Here is a 19,712-nt window from a genome sequence, read left to right as displayed (position 1 = left end):
ATGTCGACGGAAAATTGAGCTGAGGAATGAAGTATGGGCATTACCATTTATCCCTGGGACCTGAAGGCATGGCGTGCGGCATTTCGCGTGGCGGGATTTCCGGGTATCGCGTTATTCAGTCTCCTGCTGGGTGCCATGCTTCAGGTTGGAGATATAACGGGCGGGGGAGCGGGGCATAGCAGTACCAAGCTTATGCTCCTTGTCCGAGCCCCAGCGCTGTTGCTGGCTTTTCTAGTTCTGTTATATCGTCCTCGGATTGCAAAGATAAGGGCGAACGAACTGCGTTTTGCATATGCGTCTTTTGCTCTCTTATATTTTGCGTCTGCGTTGTGGTCGGAACAGCGATTTGCAACAGTAGGTAAAAGTGCGGAGCTCTTGTTGGCAGGCGTGGTTTTTCTTGAGGTCAGCAGCTCTGAGAATCCCCTAAAACGACTGGAAGCACTTCGCCAGATTATTCTCTTGACGATGTCTTCTATTGCGCTGGTTACCGTTGCAGGTTTTCTGCTGCGCATTCATATGTTTGTTCAGCCGAGGCCCGGCATTATCTCCCAAACCACTGCCCAGGCTCCGTTCCTTTCAGGCAATGGACTGGGCTATGTCTCCAGCGCTTTGTTTCTGGTGGTTTTGGCAGAATGGCAGGCGCATCGACTAGAAACAACCGCAGCTATGCGTGAGATGGTATTTGCCCTGGCACTCTTCAGCTTATCCGCAAGCCGCACATCTTTTGGGATTCTTCTTCTGACTATCCTGATCGTAATGTTTAAGCGATCCAAGATTCTGGCCGCAATGGCGATTGGGGCTGTATCGATCGGTGGATGGATTTTCTGGAGTGGCATCCTGACGCGCTTGCAGGGGCATCAGCGTTCGGAAGACTTTATGACCCTGAGCGGCAGAACTGTGGTCTGGACAGCCGCATCGCGTCAGTTTGAACTGCACCCCCTCTTAGGAGTAGGAGGCGGAGTTGGTGGCAAGGAAGTCATTGGACATATCGGAAACATGTATCTGGAACAAATGAGTTCTCTTCACAATGGGTTTCTGGAGTTGCTTACCGGCCTTGGCCTTGTTGGATTTGCTATTGGCACTTCGATGCTTATACTAGCGACCTTGCGTTCGTGGAAGGCATGGGAGACGAATCCAGAGTATGGAGGGACCTATGTGTTAATTGTCCACGTATGGATGACCACAATCATGTCCACTGGAATACTGGGATGGATGGGGTATGAGGTGGCGCTCTTCCTTTGCATCATCACCAATGTTGATTTAGTCCGGCGTCGAGCTCAGATGGCTCAGGTCGTCGCACCTATTCCTGCTTTTTGGCCACGGTTTTTCGTCAAGAGAAAAGAACCGCAGTTAGGCTAGATTCTCTGATTGTTCTGCACCTAAGATTGCGCGAGCTTCTATAGCTACGGGAGAAATTCTATAGTGAGGCTTCTTTCAAGCCTTCAATTCCTATTTCAAAGCAACCGCCGAACGCAAACCATTCTGGATCAACTTGTAGTGAGTGGATCGAACTTTGCGACTGGTATCCTGTTGGTTCGCGGTCTTGGTTTGTCTGAATTTGGCAAGTTTACGGTAGCCTACGCAATACTTCTTTTAGCGAACAGCGTGCAATTGAGCTTTATCTCATCGCCAATGTTAACGCTGGGCGCGCTCTGCTCGACTCCGGAGGAAATGCGGTACTTCGTTCGCGGCATGTATGGTGTGCAGCTAATGTTTTGCGCGATGGCTTCGTTCGTTGCTGCCTTGGCCGTGCTTCTCTACATTTTGCTGCATCCAGGAGCTGTACCCCTGGGGCTTGTCCTGGCATTCACCACCGCGGTAGTTTTCTTCCTGATGCAGGATTGGTTGCGCCGCTATTACTTCACGGTAGGGAAGGCAGCCTCGTCGATATGGAATGACGCGATTAGTTACCTTGGCCAGTTGGTTGTGTTGGGTCTGCTGTTGTGGGCGAGACGGTTGACGGTGGAGACGGCATTCTGGGCCATTGCCTTAACGTCGGCGCTGGCGTTCGGCATCGGTGTAGTCGCGGAGCAATTGAGCAATACCCTCGCGGAGACGAGAGCGGCGTGGGGGAAGGCGCGAAGGATTTCCCTGGATCTTGGAATCGCAAATCAGTTGCAATGGTTCGTATATCAAGGCGCAATACTGGTAGGCGCGAGCCTCGTTGGACCGCAGGCTGCTGGAGGTGTGCGTGCCACACAGAATGTAATTGGTCCGGTAAATGTTGCGTTTCAGGCGATGGAAAATATTGTTCCCATTCGCGCTGGCGAAGAGATGCGGCGCGGGGGCATTCGCCAGGCATCCAGATTCTTATTTCGGTTTGGCAGCGCGGGCGTCCTGGCTCTTCTGATCGTGTTCTCTATCGCTTCGTTGTTCTCTGCTCAATTTCTAACATTGTTTTATGGGCATCAACTCCGCGACTATTCCAGCGTTCTGAATCTACAGTTCCTATATTTCCTGTTGGCGTGGCCAATCCGTCAACTTAGTTTTTTGTTCCGTACGATCCGCAAGACCTCACCGATTCTGATCTCGTCGATTGTTGCGGCTACGCTGAGCATGCTGCTTGTGTACCCGTTCGTTAGGCATCTGGATGCATTAGGCATTGTGATGGCTGCGGTTGCAGGGCAGGTCGGAAATCTTGGCTATCTAATCTTTGCCTGGGTGCGTATCCGCGCGAAGGCGGGAGCGGAACCGTTGGAGATCGCAGCAAAATAAATCTCCTTGCTTGTCGAGCATGAAGTACAACCTGGCAGCGGTCAGCGAGCGGATTGGACCGGCGCGCGATCCAGGCATGCTGAGGAGTGGATCGCCTGTGCAGCTCTCTCCCAGGTGAGTTCGCGTGCGCGGGAAATAGCGTTCGCTGACAGGTTGTTTCGGGTTGCAGCATCTGTTGCGAGCCTTATCATAGCCTGTGCTAGAGATGCTACGACCTCTGCTTCGCCTTGTTGGTGCGCATCGATAAGTATTCCGCAGGATGGAGTTACTATGGCTCCCGGCCCACCTAGATTGAGGCAAATTACAGGGAGTCCACGGGCAAGGGCTTCCAGCACGACCATGCCTCCAGAGTCGTGCAGGCTGGGAAATAAAAAGGAAGTATTGCTCGCATATTCGCGCAGAATTTCGTCATGCGGCATCGAGGGAAGCCACTCCACAGCATCGGCAACGCCACAATCTGACGCGATATTTTTCAGCCACTCGGCATCTCTCCCATCTCCAATCACTCTTAGAGAGGCCAACGGTACTGACCGTCGAACCTGTGCCAATGCGCGGAGGGCAAGATGCACCCCCTTCCAATAGATGAGACGACCAACGAAGAGGAATCGTGGCTCGCTGACCGTATTGGAGGAAGGTGCCGCGATCTCCGCTTCCTCGATGCCGATCGTGGGCAGCACGATGCACTTCCGGTGAAAGCGGGCGGGAATCCTCTTTAAGGTATCGCTGGTGGTGCAAGCCACGAGCGAAGCGCTGGAAAACGTGGAGAGCATCAGTGGATCGATGAAGGTCAACCGATTCCCAATGTTGCGTAAGGCTTCAAGGAGCCGTCCCGTGAGAGGAATTCCTTTACGGAAGATGCGAGGCATCTCCTCGCCACCGCCAACTGGTCCAAAGATAAAGGGAATTCCCAGCCGGCCCATAAACGAAGGCTGGCGAAATGACGCGAAGGTGATGTGGTGAACGCGTTCGAATTTCTCAGTCGCATGCAGCATTGCAGCGCGACGATATGCGCCGATCTGCCAGAGTAAGTAATAGAGATAAATGCCGCCGGGCCAATGCTTCCAGCGCTGGCACCAGCGCGGTAGGTCGTAGTAAGCCGTCGTGGGCTTTACCTGCTGGAGAGATAGAGCAGCTTCCACGGAAGCGCGATTGTTACTACGCGTAAGAAGATGAACAGCATGTCCTTGCTTGAGGAGCGCCTGAGTCCAATTCCAGCCAACGCCAGGTTCAGAGCCTTTGTTTGGCTCACAAGCATATGCGGATAAGAGGATCTTCATGGCCAGTGGCTTCGGAGAATATGGGATGCAGCGATTGTGCTCGCATTTCATTGCGGCATGACGACGCAATCCTCAATCTCTAGAAGAGCATACCATCCGGGGCGTTATCGGGAAGGGATATGGTTCGGCAGGTGCTTCGCTTGTCGCACTAGAAAAAGCGGCTCACGGGGAAGATCCCCATGAGCCCTGGTTACGAGTGCAGACTCGACTAGTTTTAGTTAAGGACCGCCTGCAAGTCCGTAGGAGCCGCCGCAGCGGCAACGGTCGTAGACGGAATGATATGTACATTAACCGTGACCGTATGCACACGGCTCCCACTGGTGCCGATAACCGTTACAGGCACGGTCTGGTTGGTTGCGGTCGAAGATGCAGTAAGGGTCAGCACAGGCGCACCGCTGATCAGGGAGTTTTGCGAGAAAGCGGCTGTCACACCCGAAGGCAATCCCGCCACGGAGAGGGAAACCGTTCCATACCCAAACGAGTTGACCCACATCTTGATTGCGGCCTTCCCCCCGGACATGCTGTAGGTGTAGTTATCCAGATTTATGGCGTAATCCGTGTAAGTTGGAGCAGGAACGCCGCAAGTATTTGACAATGTCGTATTGGTAGTCCAGACAGAAGCGAGGTCCTCGCCTGTGTTCCCTTGCCAGCCGGGAAGGTCTGCCAGTTTGCCATTGGGAAGAGTAAACTTCTTGGTCGAGGTGCCATCGTACCAATAGTTGTTATTGGAGGTAAGCGATCCCGCGAAGTAGCTCCAATCCGTCCCGGATAGAAACGTAGCAAATACAAACTGCCCAGCACCAGAATCCTGGAAGAGATTGCCGTGCATGGTTGTATTTTGGGTGTAGAGATAGTACACCTGACCAGTTTCCCAGTCAGTAATCTGACGGCCTCCGGGTTTTCCTGCGAGGAAGAACTGGCCTTGCCATTTATTTGTGCCGCCGTTGTTGTAGAAGGCATTCCCGGTCGCGGTCAATTTCGCCGTGTTGATGATGTTCATTCCAATTCCACCGGAGCATAGCGCGCTGCCGGAAAGGGAAACGGGTCCTTCATTCGCTTCTAACTGGAGATTCGCAAAGGTGTTTTGTACGAGTCTCGCGTTGCTGATGGTGATGTTCTTGTTATCGGTATCGAACCACAATCCTTGCGCTTGATTGCGGTAGGCATGGATCTGATCTGCCGTGGCGGTGTGCATTCCCATGAGTTTGGTGCCGCCCATGCCCCAGTTGTAAAGCGCTCCCATTGCACCGCGCCAGTTGTTGTAGTCGCTCTCGTCGTACTGATAGAGAGCATGGCGTGTTTGAAGACCGGAAAATCCTACGCCGCCGTTATAGCTTGCAACAGAATTCTTTACCGTGATGTAGTTGCTGGTGTTGATCCCCAGGCCGCCCCAGTTGTTCCAGTTTGCCTGAATGCTGTCGAACAGGATGTTCGTACTGCCATAGACGTTCGCACTCTTCTGATTGATGCAGCTTGCTGCATGACTGAAGACAAGCCCACGGAAGACCATGTTCGTGCGGCCTTGGACCTGAAGAGTCTGTGGGCGAACCGCTGCTTCCACCAGAGCCGTGCTCATGCTTGTGGTGGAGGAGGGCCAAAGGTAGATAAGGTTCGCGGCCTCGTCCACGTAAAACGTCCCGGCACGCATGAGGGAGCGGGACATGACCTGCGTATAGGGGATATGGTTCACAAAAACCATCTCAGTACGTAGAACTACAGGTGCGAATCCCGAAGGCCATCCGGACGGTACGGCACAGGTGCCGAAGTTGTAGTTCCATGCGTGGGTATAGACAGCGGTGCTTCCCTTAGACCAGCCGGTAAGGACATCAGAAGCCGAGAGGATCGCTGTGCCGGTCTGGGTAGCCTGAAAGGTAATGGGGGCCGATGTCTGCCCGTAGGTAGCCGAGATGTTAAGAAATTCCCTATAAACACCGGGATTTATGAAGACTTTCGTTCCGATGCCGCTGACATTATTTGATTTCGCCTTGGCGGCGGCTTTCCCTACGGTGCGAAACGGCTGGGATTGTGTTCCCGGGTTAAGATCTGAGCCAGAGCTTGCGTCTACATATAAGTAGGTGGTCTGGTTCTCTGTGACGTTCGCCTGTGCGAGCGCGCATGCTGGCATTGCCAGAGTTGCAAGAAATGCAATGAGAACTTTAGAAAACTGCATAGTGCCTCAGGGGAGGTAAGGATTTGCGTTTGTCATTCTTGTTCATCGTCATGTAACGTGCGTGCATGTGGCAGACGGGGAAGCACTTTCCCCGTTTACCGTGATTGTCAGAGGGCCTCTATTGGGTCTTGTCTGACCACGTTAAGCGATGCCAAGGATGTTACCGAGTAAACTCAACGCATATTATCTACTTGGTAAACACAAAATCCAGGGATTACAACAAAACAGCCGGATTGCCAGGAGTCTTCGATTTCTTTTATTTTGTGAAATCCTAACATGACGTACTCCCATATCCACTATTTTTTGGACTCGGGACCCTTTTTTTTATCGCCAGTGCAGAAGAAACGCCGCCAGCCTCCAGGTTCCATACCATGTGGCAGAGCCGCCAACAGCGGCTAAGAGTATGGCCCTGAAAACCTTGTGCGAACTTGACGAGCCCTTACGGAGGGGGATGAGTTCCTCGACCGAAGCGAACGTCTGCAGTCGCTCGACGTCGGTAATCTGTGTCGAAGTGCTTTCCATCGGCTGATTGGCTAGAGAGGATGTGCTCATACGGCCCCTTCCCGCTTTTATCGTGCTCAAAATGTTGCCATCGGCAGGATAAATGCGAAACTGCACAGAAGTGTTAGATTTCCATTACTTTAGTCCAAAAATGGAACACTTATTGGGAATGAGGAGAGTCATACAGGAGGGAATAGGGCCATATACGGTACTAAAGTACCATATTGATCAAAAATGGCCCTACTTTCGGGACCGGGTATCGAATCTTGCCGTGTCAGATCCGGGATTTGCTGGAGATCCTAGCCTTGGTATCGAGGATGGCTTCAATCTGCTGCACGGTATATTCCACGGCTGCAGTATCGAAGCTCGTCGTATCCATGTGGAGAACCCTAAGGCATAGATTTCGCAGGAGATAGTGCATTGTCAATCCAGGTAGGGTATCGGCCGGTATGTCAAAACGGCGCAAGTAGGTGCGCAGCAGGGGATGGCTCGAAAGCGTCTCCCAAACCTTGCCGGGCCCTTGAAAAAGGAAGTCCTGCTCATAGAAGAAGCGGCAGATGTCTTGCCATGGAAGACCTTTTTCGACAGCCCATTCCCAGTCAAGAAGACCGAAATGGCCGCTGCGAAGCCGCTTCAGGTTCCACGGAGTGAAGTCGCGATGTTCGATGAACGCGGGCAATTTCTCCTCGGAGTCCATGAGATCGAGGGCCTGACCGAGACGAGAACGATCCAGCGGCAGGTCAAGTTTGTCCAGGTTGGCAGCAATGGAACTCTGGAAATCACAAAGGCGGACTGATTCATCCTCCTGCGCGAGCCGGCTTAGAAGGTCAATGTGTGCCACTTCGAATGTCCGGGAGACTGCTTTTCCCTCCAGCCAGGTCTGTGCGGCGATACCGTGTTGTTCATCTTGAAACAGGACTTCGGGCAAGTCTCCTAAGGGATGGAGACGGCGAAGGATAGTGGCCTCATTGAGAATAGCTCCGCTTGCTTCCTCAGCAAGTGGGACCTTCGCTACAGCCTTGACGGCTGCGTCCTTGCCAAGCATGAAGAGGATGGCCTTCCGCGTATGGGATGCGTTTCCCACATGGATGACGTACGTCCAATCCTGCGAACACCCGGGTAGCCGGCGCTGCCAGTAAGTGAGATCGAGGCGGACTGTCTCGCAAACCGTGCCGCGCAGATGGGTTAATGCGTTTGCGGAAGAAGCCAGGACAACCAGCTTCCATTTCAACTGGGATTGGAGCTTGAATGGACGCCAGCTTCGCAATACTGGGATGGCCCTGCGCGGATCTCCGAGAATGATCCAGCGAGGTTCCTCGGCCTGAGGAATGACGCACATCTTGCGGTCCAGCGAGGCCGCAGGCTCAGACGAGTGGGCCGGGAAGACAATGCCAAGTACCTCGGATGTGGTGACGGTGTCCAGTGCAATCCTCGAGCTTTCCAGTCGTCGATTTTATTCCGATTCTATTTCCTTGGGGCCGTCAGCTCTAACGAACTGGAGTGGCTGTTGAGTCCAAGTCGTATTGCAGTGCGGTCCTCAAAAAACGAGACGATTGCCGCAGCGGTGTCGTGAATAACGCCTGGCAATGGCTGGGAAGCATTGATAACGACGGCAGAAGGAAGCTGTTCGATCAATTTGCGAAAGCTCATCTGCTGACGAACGACCTCTTCGAAAGGAACCTCCTGCTTTCGTGACCATAGGACTTCGGGCGATGCATCCAGCAGAAGGACAAGCTCTGGGCGCGGAATAAGCCTGGCTGCAAAGCGTAGCAGCCATGTGGGGCCTCCGTAGCGGACACGCTTGTTATCGACAAGCAGGTCATAAAAGTATCGGTCGAAGACGACGAGACGGGTGCGAAGCATCGCTGGCCGGATGCGAAGGAGATACCCCAGCGCATAATCGGCAATGTAGTAGAAGACCTTGGCGATGGAAGCAGCCAGGCCGCGCGGCGGCTGTCCGTGGGGCGCTGTGACATCGCGGAGTGCGGGATTGCCTTTGCGCAGAAGTTTGGGTGTCATGTGGAATGGATTGACTCCACTGAAGGCCGGGGCAAACTCGGCTGTAATGGCCTGGATGACCGAGGACTTTCCGCACCCATCCGGGCCCATGAACGCAATCCAGCCACCGGTTGGGCGCAGAACGCGGTCTAGAAAATGATGAAGATGTTCTCCCAGGGAGCCCAGCTTTTCGAGAGGCGATTCGATGGAGTGAAGCATCAGCTCGCGGCGAAAGGATTCCAGGTTGGAAGGCATGGCATCCCAGTTTCCAGACGCAGCCATCGAGCGAAGCGCCTCTTTGTGACTGCCGGTCCAGTAGCGGGCCAGCATCTGGTCCGATCCCTGCGGATCCTCCGTGTACAGACGATGCAGTCGTTGGCCTTGCTGAGCGGTAAAGTCCCGCTTGTTCATCCGCTTGATGAGGTAGTAGAGAAACTCATAGGAGGCGCCCGGTATCCAGAAACCATTGGGATGCCGGCGGCGGCTTGCAAGGACTTCATCGGCGCGGAGCCACAATCGGCCATAATGACGGTAGTCTGCACAGCAATCAGCAGATATGAAGATGAGGTTCGCACCCGATTGTGCGGATAGAAGATAGGCGCAAGCGCTGATCTCGTGTTGCGTGGTGCGAAACAAATGCGTGCCAGTGCCGCTTGCCAGATCCTGAATGAGCAAGGGCATATGTTGAAAGTCATTGGCGTCGACCATCAAGTCGATGTCGGAGTCGAAGCTTTCAGGAAGCTGGTCATAGCCGCTCAGAATGCAGTAGGCCTTGCACTCGGTAGAGAGCCGGGCAATGAGATTGCGGGCTACCAGTGACGGTACATTCCGGAGTGTTGTGTCTTCCGTGCTCATCTTGACCAGGTTCTTGTCATCCAAATTCACCCTCTGTTGCTCCGGAATCCCTATAGCCTGTGCTGGTTCTGAGCGCGCCAGAGCCGGGAGCGAGCCTCTGATCCTAACGGGAATCGAAGCGAGCCGGGGGCCCACGTAGCGTGGCGTTAGTTGGTTATGGACCAGTCTGCTTTTAATAGATGCGATAGGAGAGTCCCACGCTCACTCCATTCGGTTTGAGCATACTGCTGGAGATGCCCGGAATCCCGACCGCTGTTGGCCAGAACTGATACTCGTAGTCCGCACGCACTCGCCAGTGCCGCTGGAGCCGGTAGTCGATTCCGCCCCCAGGTGCGACGGCGAAGTATCCGCCATGCGCAAGGCTATAAGGAAAGTTAATCTCACCTGCACCGAGCAGCACCTTGACGTAGGGCGTGAGATGATGGCCGCGACGGAAGGAGTAACGCGGGCCAATCAGGTATGTGTCCTGGTGAAAGTCGTGTGGGGCGTTGAAGCGAAGCCAGCGGCCTTCGGCTTCGACTCCAAGGTTGCGCAGCGGCATCCAGTCCACCCAGGCTCCGAACCCTGCCATGTGATTGGAAGCATAGTCAGTATTGAAATACGAGAAGTAACCTCCGACGGTGAGCGGGGGCGCTCCTCCGCGGGCTGCAGGCACCACCTGGCTGAACATGCAGGCGGGCCCCAGAAGCAGCGCAGCGGCAATCAGATATTTTTGAAACACGGGGTACTCCTCCAGGAGTATTCAAAAATGCAGGTTGGAAGCACTCGAGCTTCGTAACTGGACTGTCCAATCTGCGTTCACTGTGCGTTGTAAAACCTTGTTGCGAATCCGAACCTGGCGTTCCAGAGAGATCGAGAATTGCCGGCTTTTTACAACCGGCAATTCTCGAAGAGTCCGCTACGGTGCTGTGCTGGTGATAAATGGACCGACGAGGATATAGACCCCTCCAGAACTGGTAGAGCAGGGGGAGAATGCGCAGTTAGCGATCTTGGATGTACTGAAGGCCAGACCGTTGACTGTGCTCGTTCCAGTTGTCGACCAATGGACCATGTGCTGAGGCGCGCCTTGAATGTTATAGAGCGGGATGCCCTTGATTGCATTGGTAGACGCGAGGTTGAAGGATTGGAGCAGGTAGCCCACGGTGCCAGATTGAGCCGCGGGTTGTCCCAGGAAATAGGCCAGCCCCAGAGTGGAGTCGGGAGTCATGATTCCTCCGGCAACAAAGCTCTTCAATTGGGTGGCACTTACAGGATCGACGACGGCACCATCATCTCCATAGAGCTTCCCCGTATCGAAATGAATGCGGAGATCAGGAGGCGGGAAGTAGTTGGGGTGATCGCTGACAAAGGTTACGCCAGACGGAGACACCGCCAGTTGGTAGAAGTCGCCACCGGCGTTCTCATAATCTGCAGCATAAAGTATGGTGCTATCGGCTCCCCACTGAATCGTATCCAGCAGCGCCGTAACTCCGGGCTGGCTGGTAGGTGTGACAACAGAGGGGCGCTGGACCGCGTCATCATATATCGCGACGCCGCCTTGCGCCTGATAGATGGAAGCTGTGCCGGGTATTCCTCGAGATACCGCGATCGTATGCGGTGCTCCCGGCGCGACCTGGAGATCGAGCGCATAGTACGGGCCCAGGTTAGGATCCGCACCTAGCGACACACTGATATCCGGTGTAAAGCTGGGCAGACTATAACGCTGAACCGTTCCTTTTGCGTCGAGCCCAACATACAAATACTGCCCGTCGCCGGAGATCGCGAGGCGATCGGGATCCCCCGGGACCGGGTGGAATGTAGGTTTGCCCGTTGGTGTGAGCGCCACAACCGTATTGGGGCTCCTGGTGGATTCGTTCGGTACCGAGGCATAGAACAACTGGTGCTGCGGATCCCAGACCAGATCCTTCACCTCTCCGAAGTAAGTGACAATGCCGACATAAAGAGGTCTTGGATTCGAAATTCTCGGGCCTGGGTTCTGGACGGTGATCTGATATTGCCCTATATCCGTAAGCATCGAGGCAGGAATCTGTGCGGTAAGTTGCGTGGGGCTGACGAAAGTCGTCGTCAGATTTGTCGTCACATTCGAATTCGTCGATTGCACGACCGCTGCATTATCAAAGTTCGTTCCAACCAGCGTCATCGTGAACGCAGGACTTCCTGCGGCGACGACGGATGGGTTGATAGAAGTAAGCGTCGGGGAGACATCCGGGTTCGCAGAGATTTCAAAGGTCAAAGAATTGGAAATTGTGCTGTCAGGATTCAGCACAGCCACGTTTACATTCTGTGCTGCAACGAGGGAGGTTGCTGAAATCACAGACGTGAGTTGCGTTGCCGACACAAAGGTCGTGGTGAGGGGGGCGCCATTCCATGTAATCTGGCTGGCATTTACGAAGTTGGTCCCGGTAGCGGTCAGCGTGAAGCCAGGATTTCCGGCCACTACGGTGGATGGATTGAGCGAAGTGAGCGTAGGTGGCGCGGTGGAGCCTGTGCCGGTGATAGTGAAGGGAAGTTGATTCGACAGGGTGTTGGTGGAGTCGAGGATGCCCACGTTGACGGTGCCGGGAAGCGCGACCTGTGCGGCGGAGATGGTGGCGTGAAGTTGAGTCGCCGAATCGAATGTGGTGGTGCTGATGGAGACGCCGTTCCAGGTGATCGTGCTGCCCTTTGTGAAGTTCGTGCCTGTAGCCGTGAGGGTGAAGCTTGCACTGCCGGCGGCTATGGTGGAGGGAGAGATTGAGGTGAGCGTGGGACCTTGTGGGCCCGTTCCGGTGATCGTTAACTTGAGCACATTGGAGGAAGTGGTATCCGACTTGAGAATGCTGATGGCGATGGTTCCAGGAGATGCAATCTGGGCTGCAGAGATGGTAGTTGTCAACTGGGTGTTGGAGACTACCGTGGTCTGTTGCGCGACACCGTCCCACACAATCTTCGTTCCGCCGGTGAAGTTACTGCCATTGGCTGTGAGCGTGAAACCGGCGCTGCCCGCAGCGATGGTTGAAGGCGAGATGGAGGAGAGAGTTGGTGTAACTACTCCTTTGAATCCTCCACACCCCACTAGCAGTAACGCTGAGAGATACACAAGGAGCAGAAGAGTGCGAGACCGTTGCAAGCCCATACATTCGATCCTTTCGTCAGAGCTTTTTAGACGACGCAGGAACAGTTGAGACAAAGTACTTACCTTAAGAGATGCTAATTACGTCCAGCTAGTGTGCAATGTTCTGCACTATTTATCCCAGAAAGCGTGCCTGAGACGGTGACATATACCAAGGAGCCATAGGACGCACTCATCTAAATTGCCTTCTTAACAGCAGCCGCAATCCTGAAATGGCGGTGCGAAAATCGGTTCCACACGCAACACCTGCAATTACAAAGTAATGACTTGAAGCTGAAGCCTCCAGCCGGAAACTTCAAAATCGGCGCAATCTATTACGAAAGTAAGTGGTCCGCTCTTATCGTCCAATAGCTAGAGGTAACCCGCTAGCCGAAGTATGCAACGTACTGCCGATTCCAGCCCTCTTTGCTGCAATCGAATATCCATTACTGTTACAACCCAGCCTTACTCATCCACGTCTAACAATGGGATTGCAGGAGCGTTATCTCAGAGCGGGCCTGGCTTTCCAACTGCGATTCGTCCTTTAAAGAAGAGCGATGTGCTGGAAGTGGCCCCTCATTTGCACAGAACCATGACGCGAAGATCTTCCGCCCCGCGTACATCGACGCGAGAGCTTAGGCGATCCTCGCGACAGAATATGAACGGGGAGGGCGTTGGTATCTTCCTTCAACCTACTCGCCCGGGACCCCTTCAGCGCCACTGCGACGTATTGCGACGTATGAAATGTGCTTGTCCATTCAGAGAACCGGGGGAAGACGTGCAACTTTTTGAACGAAAGACTAAGCTCCTTCCTAACAAGCTTCACTTCATGTTGTGCACAATGTTTCCGTTAATGGCCGCCTTTGCAGCGGCGCAGGACGTGACACTCTCCCCAACCAGCCTCTCGTGGAATACAGTGCAGATCGGTCAGGTCTCGGCAGCAAAGTCCTTTACGCTGACCAATAGTCAATCCGTCCCTCTGACGATCTCGAGTATTTCTGTTCCTTCAGGCTCGGATTTTCTTGTGAGCGCGACCACGTGCCCAGTCTCTCCGTCCACGCTGGCTGCGGCGGCTTCCTGCACCGTCTCCATTCAGTTTCGTCCGCTGGCCTCGGGCACTAGGACGAATGCAGTCACAATCACGGATGATGCCCCTAGCGCGACGCAATCCCTGCCGCTGTCTGGACTTGGTGCCGTCGGGCCTATCTTGTTTTCGCCTACATTACTGAGCTTTACGGGCGTTGCTGTTGGCACGACGAGTACGCCGCAATCTGCTACATTAACGAACACCACCTCCAGCGCGATTACCCTGACAAGCATTAAAGTGAGCGCGCGCTTTGGAGAGACGGATAATTGCCCGATCAGCCCCAGCACCCTGGCCGCTGGAGCTACCTGCACCTTCTCTGTGACCTATAGTCCGATTGCAGCAGGCTCTTCCAGTGGTGGCGTTACGGTGGGCTTCACGACGCCGACCAGCAGCAGTGTGTTGCAGCTTTATCTTTCGGGATCGACGCCGTCGAACTATGTGACGCTCACGCCCAACAGTGTTGACTTTGGTAGCGTGCAGGTTGGTGCTTCAAGTTCTCCGCAGAGCCTGACGTTAGCCAACACCTATACCCAGCCGATAACAATCTCTTCGATAGCAACTAGTCTGACGGACTATACAACTTCGTCAAACTGCCCGGTGAGTCCGAACTCGCTTGCAGCGAATGCCACATGCACAGTGACGGTCACGTTGACACCAACGGCCACTGGTACCAGGCAGGATACGCTCACGATCTCCCATAACGCGCCGGGGTCGCCGACAACAGCATCTCTGACCGGTACGGGGACATCGGTATCAACCGGTGTTTCGTTCTCACCTGCGTCACTCTCCTGGGGCAACGTACAGATCGGCCAGATATCGTCCGCAAAGACGGTGACCGTGACGAACGGAACATCCGCGGCATTGGCGATCGCCTCAATCGGCGTTGGGGCGGATTATGCGATCACCTCGACGACTTGCCCCTTGTCGCCATCGACGCTTGCAGCCGGTGCGTCGTGCACCATCTCGGTAGATTTTCAACCGCTGGCCCAAGGGGTCCGCTCCGACACCATCACAATAACGGACAACGGTCCTGCAAGCCCACAACAGGTACCCTTGAGTGGTACGGGCGTGATTGGCCCGGTACTCTTCTCGCCGACGTCTCTTACGTTTTCGAGTACGGCGGTTGGGAGTACCAGCGTTGCTCAGACCGCAACGTTAACGAATGAGCTGACAACATCGCTCACGATCAGTGGCATTACCACGACAGGGAATTTCTCTCAGACCAACAACTGTCCATCGACTCTATTGGCAAATGCGAGCTGCACGATAACTGTGAATTTCGTTCCCACGTCATCTGGAACGAAGACCGGCTCCGTGATTGTCAACTATGGTTCGGGAACCCAAGTCCTATATCTATCGGGCTCTGCAAGTGGTGGAACGACTTCGAGCGGAGTGACGACGTCGCTCAAGAGCTACGCATTCCCCAACCAGGCGATTGGAACGAGTGCATCCCAGAATCTCTCGCTGACCAATGGACAAACAACGCCGTTAACGATCTCCAGTATTCAGATCGGTGCGCCGTTTTCACAGACGAACAACTGCGGAAGCTCTTTGGCGGCGGGCCAGACTTGTACGATTACAGTTACCTATTCGCCGACAGTGGTTGGATATACCACCAGCAATCTCGTCGTTACCGATGATGCGCCGGGCTCGCCACAAACCATTTCGATATCGGGAAATGCAGTGTTAGCCGTATCGACGGTTCCGGTAGTAGGAGGTTTGTACTTTTATAACCAGATTGTCCTGACGCCGAGCACCCCCTTGCCGGTGACGATCACCAACAACCAGTCCGTAGCGCTTACGATCAACTCGATCAAGACGTCGGCAGACTATCCTTTTACCACCGACTGCGTTGGAAGCAATGGCAGCGGCACGCTGGCTGCGAATGCAACCTGCACGGTTTCCATCATCTTTAACCCCCAGGCGATTGGCACGCGCTCGACAACTATGGTTGTCAATGAGAGCGCAATGGGGAGCCCGCTGAATATTCCATTAACCGGCACAGGAATCGCTGGAGATCCCGGACCTATGGTTACCGTCGGTCCATACCTGCCGTGTTCTCTGCCATCGCAGACGATGCAGTTCACGGCCATCGTAACGGGAATGACCAATACCGCAGTGACCTGGTATGTGGACGGAAAACTCAACGGAAACAGTACAGTGGGCACCATTACTTCCGGAGGCTTGTATACGGCGCCGGCAACCACCGGAACCCATAACATACGTGCGGTTAGCCAAGCCTCAACCAGTGTTACGGGATCGTCTACCATCACCATCTCCAGCAGCCCGTCATTTGGAATTTATCCCTACACCTCTTACATCCCGCCATCCGGACAGCAGACATTCCAGCCTCAACTCTGTGCCGTACCGGACGCAGGAACGGTGACGTGGACGGTGGATAACATCGCAGGCGGCAATTCTACCGTTGGAACCGTGACCAATAACGGTGTATACACGGCTCCCGCCACTCCTGGAAAACATACCGTGAGAGTTACAGATACGACACTGAATAAGACAAGCGGTGCAGTCGTCACCGTGATGTCTGGTATCTCAGCGGACTTTGGTGGGCGCACCTTTACCAACTACCCGATTGCCGCCGATATATTTGGTGCGGGCCGGGGTGAGGCCATGCATTCTACGGCGGACAGGACGTTGATTACTCAGGCGGGTGTGACAGTATCTCGCTTGTATGCGCAGGTTCCATTGGTCTTCAGTACCACGACGCCGGACTGGACGAAGATCGACCCGATGATCGCCTCAATCCAGGCGGCTGGACAAAAGGTTCTTCTACAGATCTCGTTGACGCCGCCATGGCTGCAGCCGAATCCTAATCCTTGCGGAACGGGGAATACCACGGTTGCTCCAACGGACGTAAATCAATGGGGACAGATGGCTGCGGCTTATGTGGCTCACATGGATGCCAAATTTCCAGGCTATGTTCAGGATTATGAGATCTGGAACGAGCCGAATGCGACAGGTCTCTGCACGAACAATCACTTGAGTACCTACATGTCTATCTATGCCGCTGCCGCTCCGTTGATGAAGCAGCAGGCAGCCGCGGATGGCGCAACCATCCGTGTCGGTGGCCCTGTGCTTTCGGGGTATTCGCAGCTATGGATCAACACACTTCTCAGCGGTTCGACGACTGCACCCTATGTGGATTTTGTCAGCTATCACCACTATCTGTTTGGCAAAGTAGGCTTGCAAGCCCAATGGGATAGCTATAACGGCACTAATTCCGTCTATCAACAGACACAGGATCCAAATAATGGGGCTTATGGCGTCTATAACAAGGTCTATCAGCAGGTAAAGCTGGGTAGCCAGCCGTTGGGGGCTAACACACCGATTTATGTGACAGAGTTCAACACAAATTGGGCATTCTTTAAGGACTGCTGCCGGAACGATGCGACCTATGCGCCCGTCTGGAATGCACTGTATGCCAGCGACATGCTGAATTCGGTGTACAGCGGATTACCTCTACCAAGTAAGCTTGTCTATTTTGCGAGTTCTGCGTATCCATGGTTCTGCATTGTGGGGGTTCTGGACGAGAACTCCGATTGCCTCTACTCCGCAGGCGCAACGCCTGCGCCCTATCCGCAGTACTATGCGTTCCAGTTGATAGGCGCCAGCAATTACCTGGGACTTGCCGCTGGTGGTTACATGGCTAAGTCTGTGACTCCACTGTCTGGTGGTGGTGGATTGGCGGCGACGGCGTTTTATAACGCGACTCAGGATGCCATAGTGATCACCAATCCGACATCCACGGCTTACTCACGCATATCAGTGAGCCTGCAGAACGTCGGCTTTGGGACACCTCAAGCTACGCTCTACCAAATTGTGAATGGAGCGATGATTAATTCCTCCTCCCTATCGTTAACGCAACAGGGAACAGGTTATACAACTACGATCGACGTTCCGGCTTACTCGGTGCAAGGCATTTCAATCAAGGCGCAATAGGAGAATTCTGGATAAAGAGGTTGTCTCTTTGCTCTTTCGTCGGTGCCTGCGGAAACAAGTTGCCAAACGAAAGTTTCAATCGGATAATCACTGGCGTAAATCGTATCTGGGCAGGAGTTTGTGTAGTCGCTCCTGGCTTGCTATCATCTCTGCCCATCGCAACACTTCGAGGCCCGGGTTACTTAGAACGCTCGAAGTCCATTGGCAGTAACAGGAAGAACTGTGTGGGGGCATATATGAGGGATCTTTCCGTACCGATTCATATTCTCGCGAGTTACTCCCAGAAGGCTGCCATCCCTCTTGATAGCAGAGTGCTGGTGATTGGCGGAGCGAGTGACGATGTAGCAATTCTGGAAGGTGCCGGCTTCCACAACCTGACCCTGTCCAACCTGAATACTACAGGCCTACATCTGAATGCGGAGGCGATTGCGCTGCCAGATGACAGCTACGACCTGGTGTTTGCGCACGCGACTCTGCATCATTGCCGCTCTCCCTACAAGGCACTGGCGGAGATGTTGCGGGTTGCGCGGGGATGGGTCGTTTTCTTTGAACCGAACGACTCGATGACGGCTCATCTGGCGGTGTCGCTTGGCCTCAAGCAGCCGTATGAGATCGTTGCGGTCATGGATAACGAGAATGTTCGCGGGGGCGTGATGCATTCGGATGTGCCGAATTTCATCCACCGCTGGACACCGGCGGAGTTGAAGAAGACGGCACTGTGCGCTGTTCCGGAACGCAAGCTCGCTTGCTACAGCTTTCGCTACTGGGACTTTAATCTTACGGAGCACGAGCGCGAGATTTCGACCTCGTCGTGGGGAAAGCTTACCCAGGCTGCGCAGAAGTGTCGCGGGCTATTAAACCTCGTACCGCCGACGCGCTCGCAGGGGAATCACTTCTTCGGCGCCGTAGCGAAGCTCGGGTACCAGCCCTGGATAAAGAACGGCCACTTCGACCCCGAATATGCACAGAACAACAAGGCGCGTGCTACCGCTGCTTAAGATAAATTCAGCATCGCGATAGAATGGCGTAAATGGCTGCCGCAGATAGCGGCGGTCTTACGCATATTTTTGAGATCTGTTGAAGCAGAGTACAGCCGAGTGCGAATACGGCGAAGGGCTAGCTGCGATTCGCGCCGGCATTGCCACGCGTACAGAGATAGGAAGAAGAGATATGGGATTGCTGGAGAGGAAGCGGGTACTTGTAGCTGGTGCGAGCCGGGGAATCGGTTTGGCGATTGCGACGAAGATGGCGGAGGAAGGCGCACATGTTGTTCTGGCAGCGCGTTCGATGGATGCTTTGGAGGCCGCCGCTGAAAAATTGAAGGGCAGCGCAGTGGAACTGGATGTGACGCAGGACTCCTCGATTGAGCGTGCAGCCAAGGCAGCGGGTGCGGTCGACATACTGGTGAATGTAGCCGGGATGAATATTCGCAAGGCTTTCGAGGATTTCACTCGGGACGAGATGGAAGCCATCCTGCAGACGAACCTCGTGGGGTTGATGCGGCTAACCCAGTTCGTCGGACGCGATATGATCGCCCGTAAAGCTGGCGGGAAGATTATCAATATAGGAAGTCTGACTTCACTGATCGGCATTCCATATATCACTATCTATGGAGCTTCCAAGGGGGCGCTTGCCCAATGGACGCGGTGCCTTGCGGCCGAGTGGGGGCGGCATAATATTCAGGTAAATTGCATCGCTCCAGGCTTTATCCTTACGGATCTAAACCGCGAGATGTGGAAGGATGAGAAGCTGCAAAACTGGTTGAAGCAGAGTCAGCCGTCTCCGCGTCTGGGGACGCCGGAAGATGTCAGTCCGCTTGCGGTGTATATGGCGAGCAGTCAGTCGGACTACATGACCGGGCAGGTGATTCCGGTGGACGGTGGGCACACGGTGACTTCGATGTGGCCTTTTGTGCCAGGCGAGTAAGAAAAAATCCTATACGCTGCACACCTGACCGGTTGGAAATCCGCATCTAAACTAACGCATTTGAGATCGAGACTCTCAAAATGAAGTGGCGCGAATATCCGGCGTCGGCGCAATTCTTATATTGCCCACCATGTT

12 protein-coding genes are annotated in these 19,712 nt (G+C 54.2%); 5 read left to right on the top strand and 7 right to left on the bottom strand.

Going from position 1 to position 19,712, the window contains the following annotated elements; all coding sequences use genetic code 11:
• The first annotated feature begins 33 nt into the window (after nt 1–33).
• On the top strand, nt 34–1,359 hold the full coding sequence (locus VM554_03445) for an O-antigen ligase family protein (protein ID HVJ07411.1): 1,326 nt from the start codon (nt 34–36) through the stop codon (nt 1,357–1,359).
• Nucleotides 1,360–1,671: 312 nt separating this feature from the next.
• Nucleotides 1,672–2,715 (top strand): hypothetical protein, encoded by a 1,044-nt coding sequence (locus VM554_03440; protein ID HVJ07410.1) that lies wholly within the window; start codon nt 1,672–1,674, stop codon nt 2,713–2,715.
• Nucleotides 2,716–2,756: 41 nt separating this feature from the next.
• Here the strand turns inward: VM554_03440 and VM554_03435 are convergent, their stop codons facing one another.
• The 7 genes from VM554_03435 to VM554_03405 all read right to left on the bottom strand — a co-directional run bounded on the left by VM554_03435 (nt 2,757) and on the right by VM554_03405 (nt 12,631).
• Nucleotides 2,757–3,854 (bottom strand): glycosyltransferase family 4 protein, encoded by a 1,098-nt coding sequence (locus VM554_03435; GenBank protein ID HVJ07409.1) that lies wholly within the window; start codon nt 3,852–3,854, stop codon nt 2,757–2,759.
• 352 nt (nt 3,855–4,206) lie between these two features.
• Complete coding sequence (locus VM554_03430) at nt 4,207–6,162, bottom strand: hypothetical protein (protein ID HVJ07408.1); 1,956 nt, start codon at nt 6,160–6,162, stop codon at nt 4,207–4,209.
• Nucleotides 6,163–6,486: 324 nt separating this feature from the next.
• Nucleotides 6,487–6,714, bottom strand: coding sequence for a hypothetical protein (locus VM554_03425; GenBank protein HVJ07407.1), 228 nt, complete (start codon nt 6,712–6,714; stop codon nt 6,487–6,489).
• A 223-nt stretch (nt 6,715–6,937) separates the two neighbouring features.
• Nucleotides 6,938–7,708 (bottom strand): phosphotransferase, encoded by a 771-nt coding sequence (locus VM554_03420; GenBank protein HVJ07406.1) that lies wholly within the window; start codon nt 7,706–7,708, stop codon nt 6,938–6,940.
• 419 nt (nt 7,709–8,127) lie between these two features.
• On the bottom strand, nt 8,128–9,546 hold the full coding sequence (locus VM554_03415) for a hypothetical protein (GenBank protein ID HVJ07405.1): 1,419 nt from the start codon (nt 9,544–9,546) through the stop codon (nt 8,128–8,130).
• Between the two features lie 142 nt (nt 9,547–9,688).
• The gene (locus tag VM554_03410) at nt 9,689–10,237 is read right to left on the bottom strand and encodes an outer membrane beta-barrel protein (GenBank protein ID HVJ07404.1); all 549 of its coding nucleotides are present in this window, start codon (nt 10,235–10,237) and stop codon (nt 9,689–9,691) included.
• A 177-nt stretch (nt 10,238–10,414) separates the two neighbouring features.
• Nucleotides 10,415–12,631 carry a hypothetical protein gene (locus tag VM554_03405; GenBank protein HVJ07403.1) on the bottom strand — a complete coding sequence of 739 codons (2,217 nt, stop codon included), beginning with the start codon at nt 12,629–12,631 and terminating at the stop codon, nt 10,415–10,417.
• A gap of 817 nt (nt 12,632–13,448) precedes the next feature.
• Between VM554_03405 and VM554_03400 the strand changes: the two genes are divergently transcribed.
• The 3 genes from VM554_03400 (at nt 13,449) to VM554_03390 (ending at nt 19,577) form a co-directional block, all read left to right on the top strand.
• On the top strand, nt 13,449–17,651 hold the full coding sequence (locus VM554_03400; GenBank protein ID HVJ07402.1) for a choice-of-anchor D domain-containing protein: 4,203 nt from the start codon (nt 13,449–13,451) through the stop codon (nt 17,649–17,651).
• A 236-nt stretch (nt 17,652–17,887) separates the two neighbouring features.
• Nucleotides 17,888–18,649 (top strand): class I SAM-dependent methyltransferase, encoded by a 762-nt coding sequence (locus VM554_03395; protein ID HVJ07401.1) that lies wholly within the window; start codon nt 17,888–17,890, stop codon nt 18,647–18,649.
• Between the two features lie 79 nt (nt 18,650–18,728).
• Entirely contained in the window at nt 18,729–19,577 is an 849-nt protein-coding gene (locus tag VM554_03390) for an SDR family oxidoreductase (GenBank protein ID HVJ07400.1), read from the top strand.
• Nucleotides 19,578–19,712: the final 135 nt, after the last annotated feature.

Source organism: Acidisarcina sp. (genome assembly GCA_035539175.1).
In the GTDB taxonomy this organism is placed as follows: domain Bacteria; phylum Acidobacteriota; class Terriglobia; order Terriglobales; family Acidobacteriaceae; genus JANXZS01.
This window is presented reverse-complemented; position numbering and strand designations above follow the sequence as displayed.

What these genes read in the sequence shown, in the direction of transcription:
- VM554_03445 (HVJ07411.1), top strand. Translation starts at nt 34, where the DNA reads ATGGGCATTACCATTTATCCCTGGGACCTGAAGGCATGGCGTGCGGCA.
- VM554_03440 (HVJ07410.1), top strand. Translation starts at nt 1,672, where the DNA reads ATGCGGTACTTCGTTCGCGGCATGTATGGTGTGCAGCTAATGTTTTGC.
- VM554_03430 (HVJ07408.1), bottom strand. Translation starts at nt 6,162, where the DNA reads ATGCAGTTTTCTAAAGTTCTCATTGCATTTCTTGCAACTCTGGCAATG.
- VM554_03425 (HVJ07407.1), bottom strand. Translation starts at nt 6,714, where the DNA reads ATGAGCACATCCTCTCTAGCCAATCAGCCGATGGAAAGCACTTCGACA.
- VM554_03420 (HVJ07406.1), bottom strand. Translation starts at nt 7,708, where the DNA reads ATGCTTGGCAAGGACGCAGCCGTCAAGGCTGTAGCGAAGGTCCCACTT.
- VM554_03405 (HVJ07403.1), bottom strand. Translation starts at nt 12,631, where the DNA reads ATGGGCTTGCAACGGTCTCGCACTCTTCTGCTCCTTGTGTATCTCTCA.
- VM554_03400 (HVJ07402.1), top strand. Translation starts at nt 13,449, where the DNA reads ATGTTTCCGTTAATGGCCGCCTTTGCAGCGGCGCAGGACGTGACACTC.
- VM554_03395 (HVJ07401.1), top strand. Translation starts at nt 17,888, where the DNA reads ATGAGGGATCTTTCCGTACCGATTCATATTCTCGCGAGTTACTCCCAG.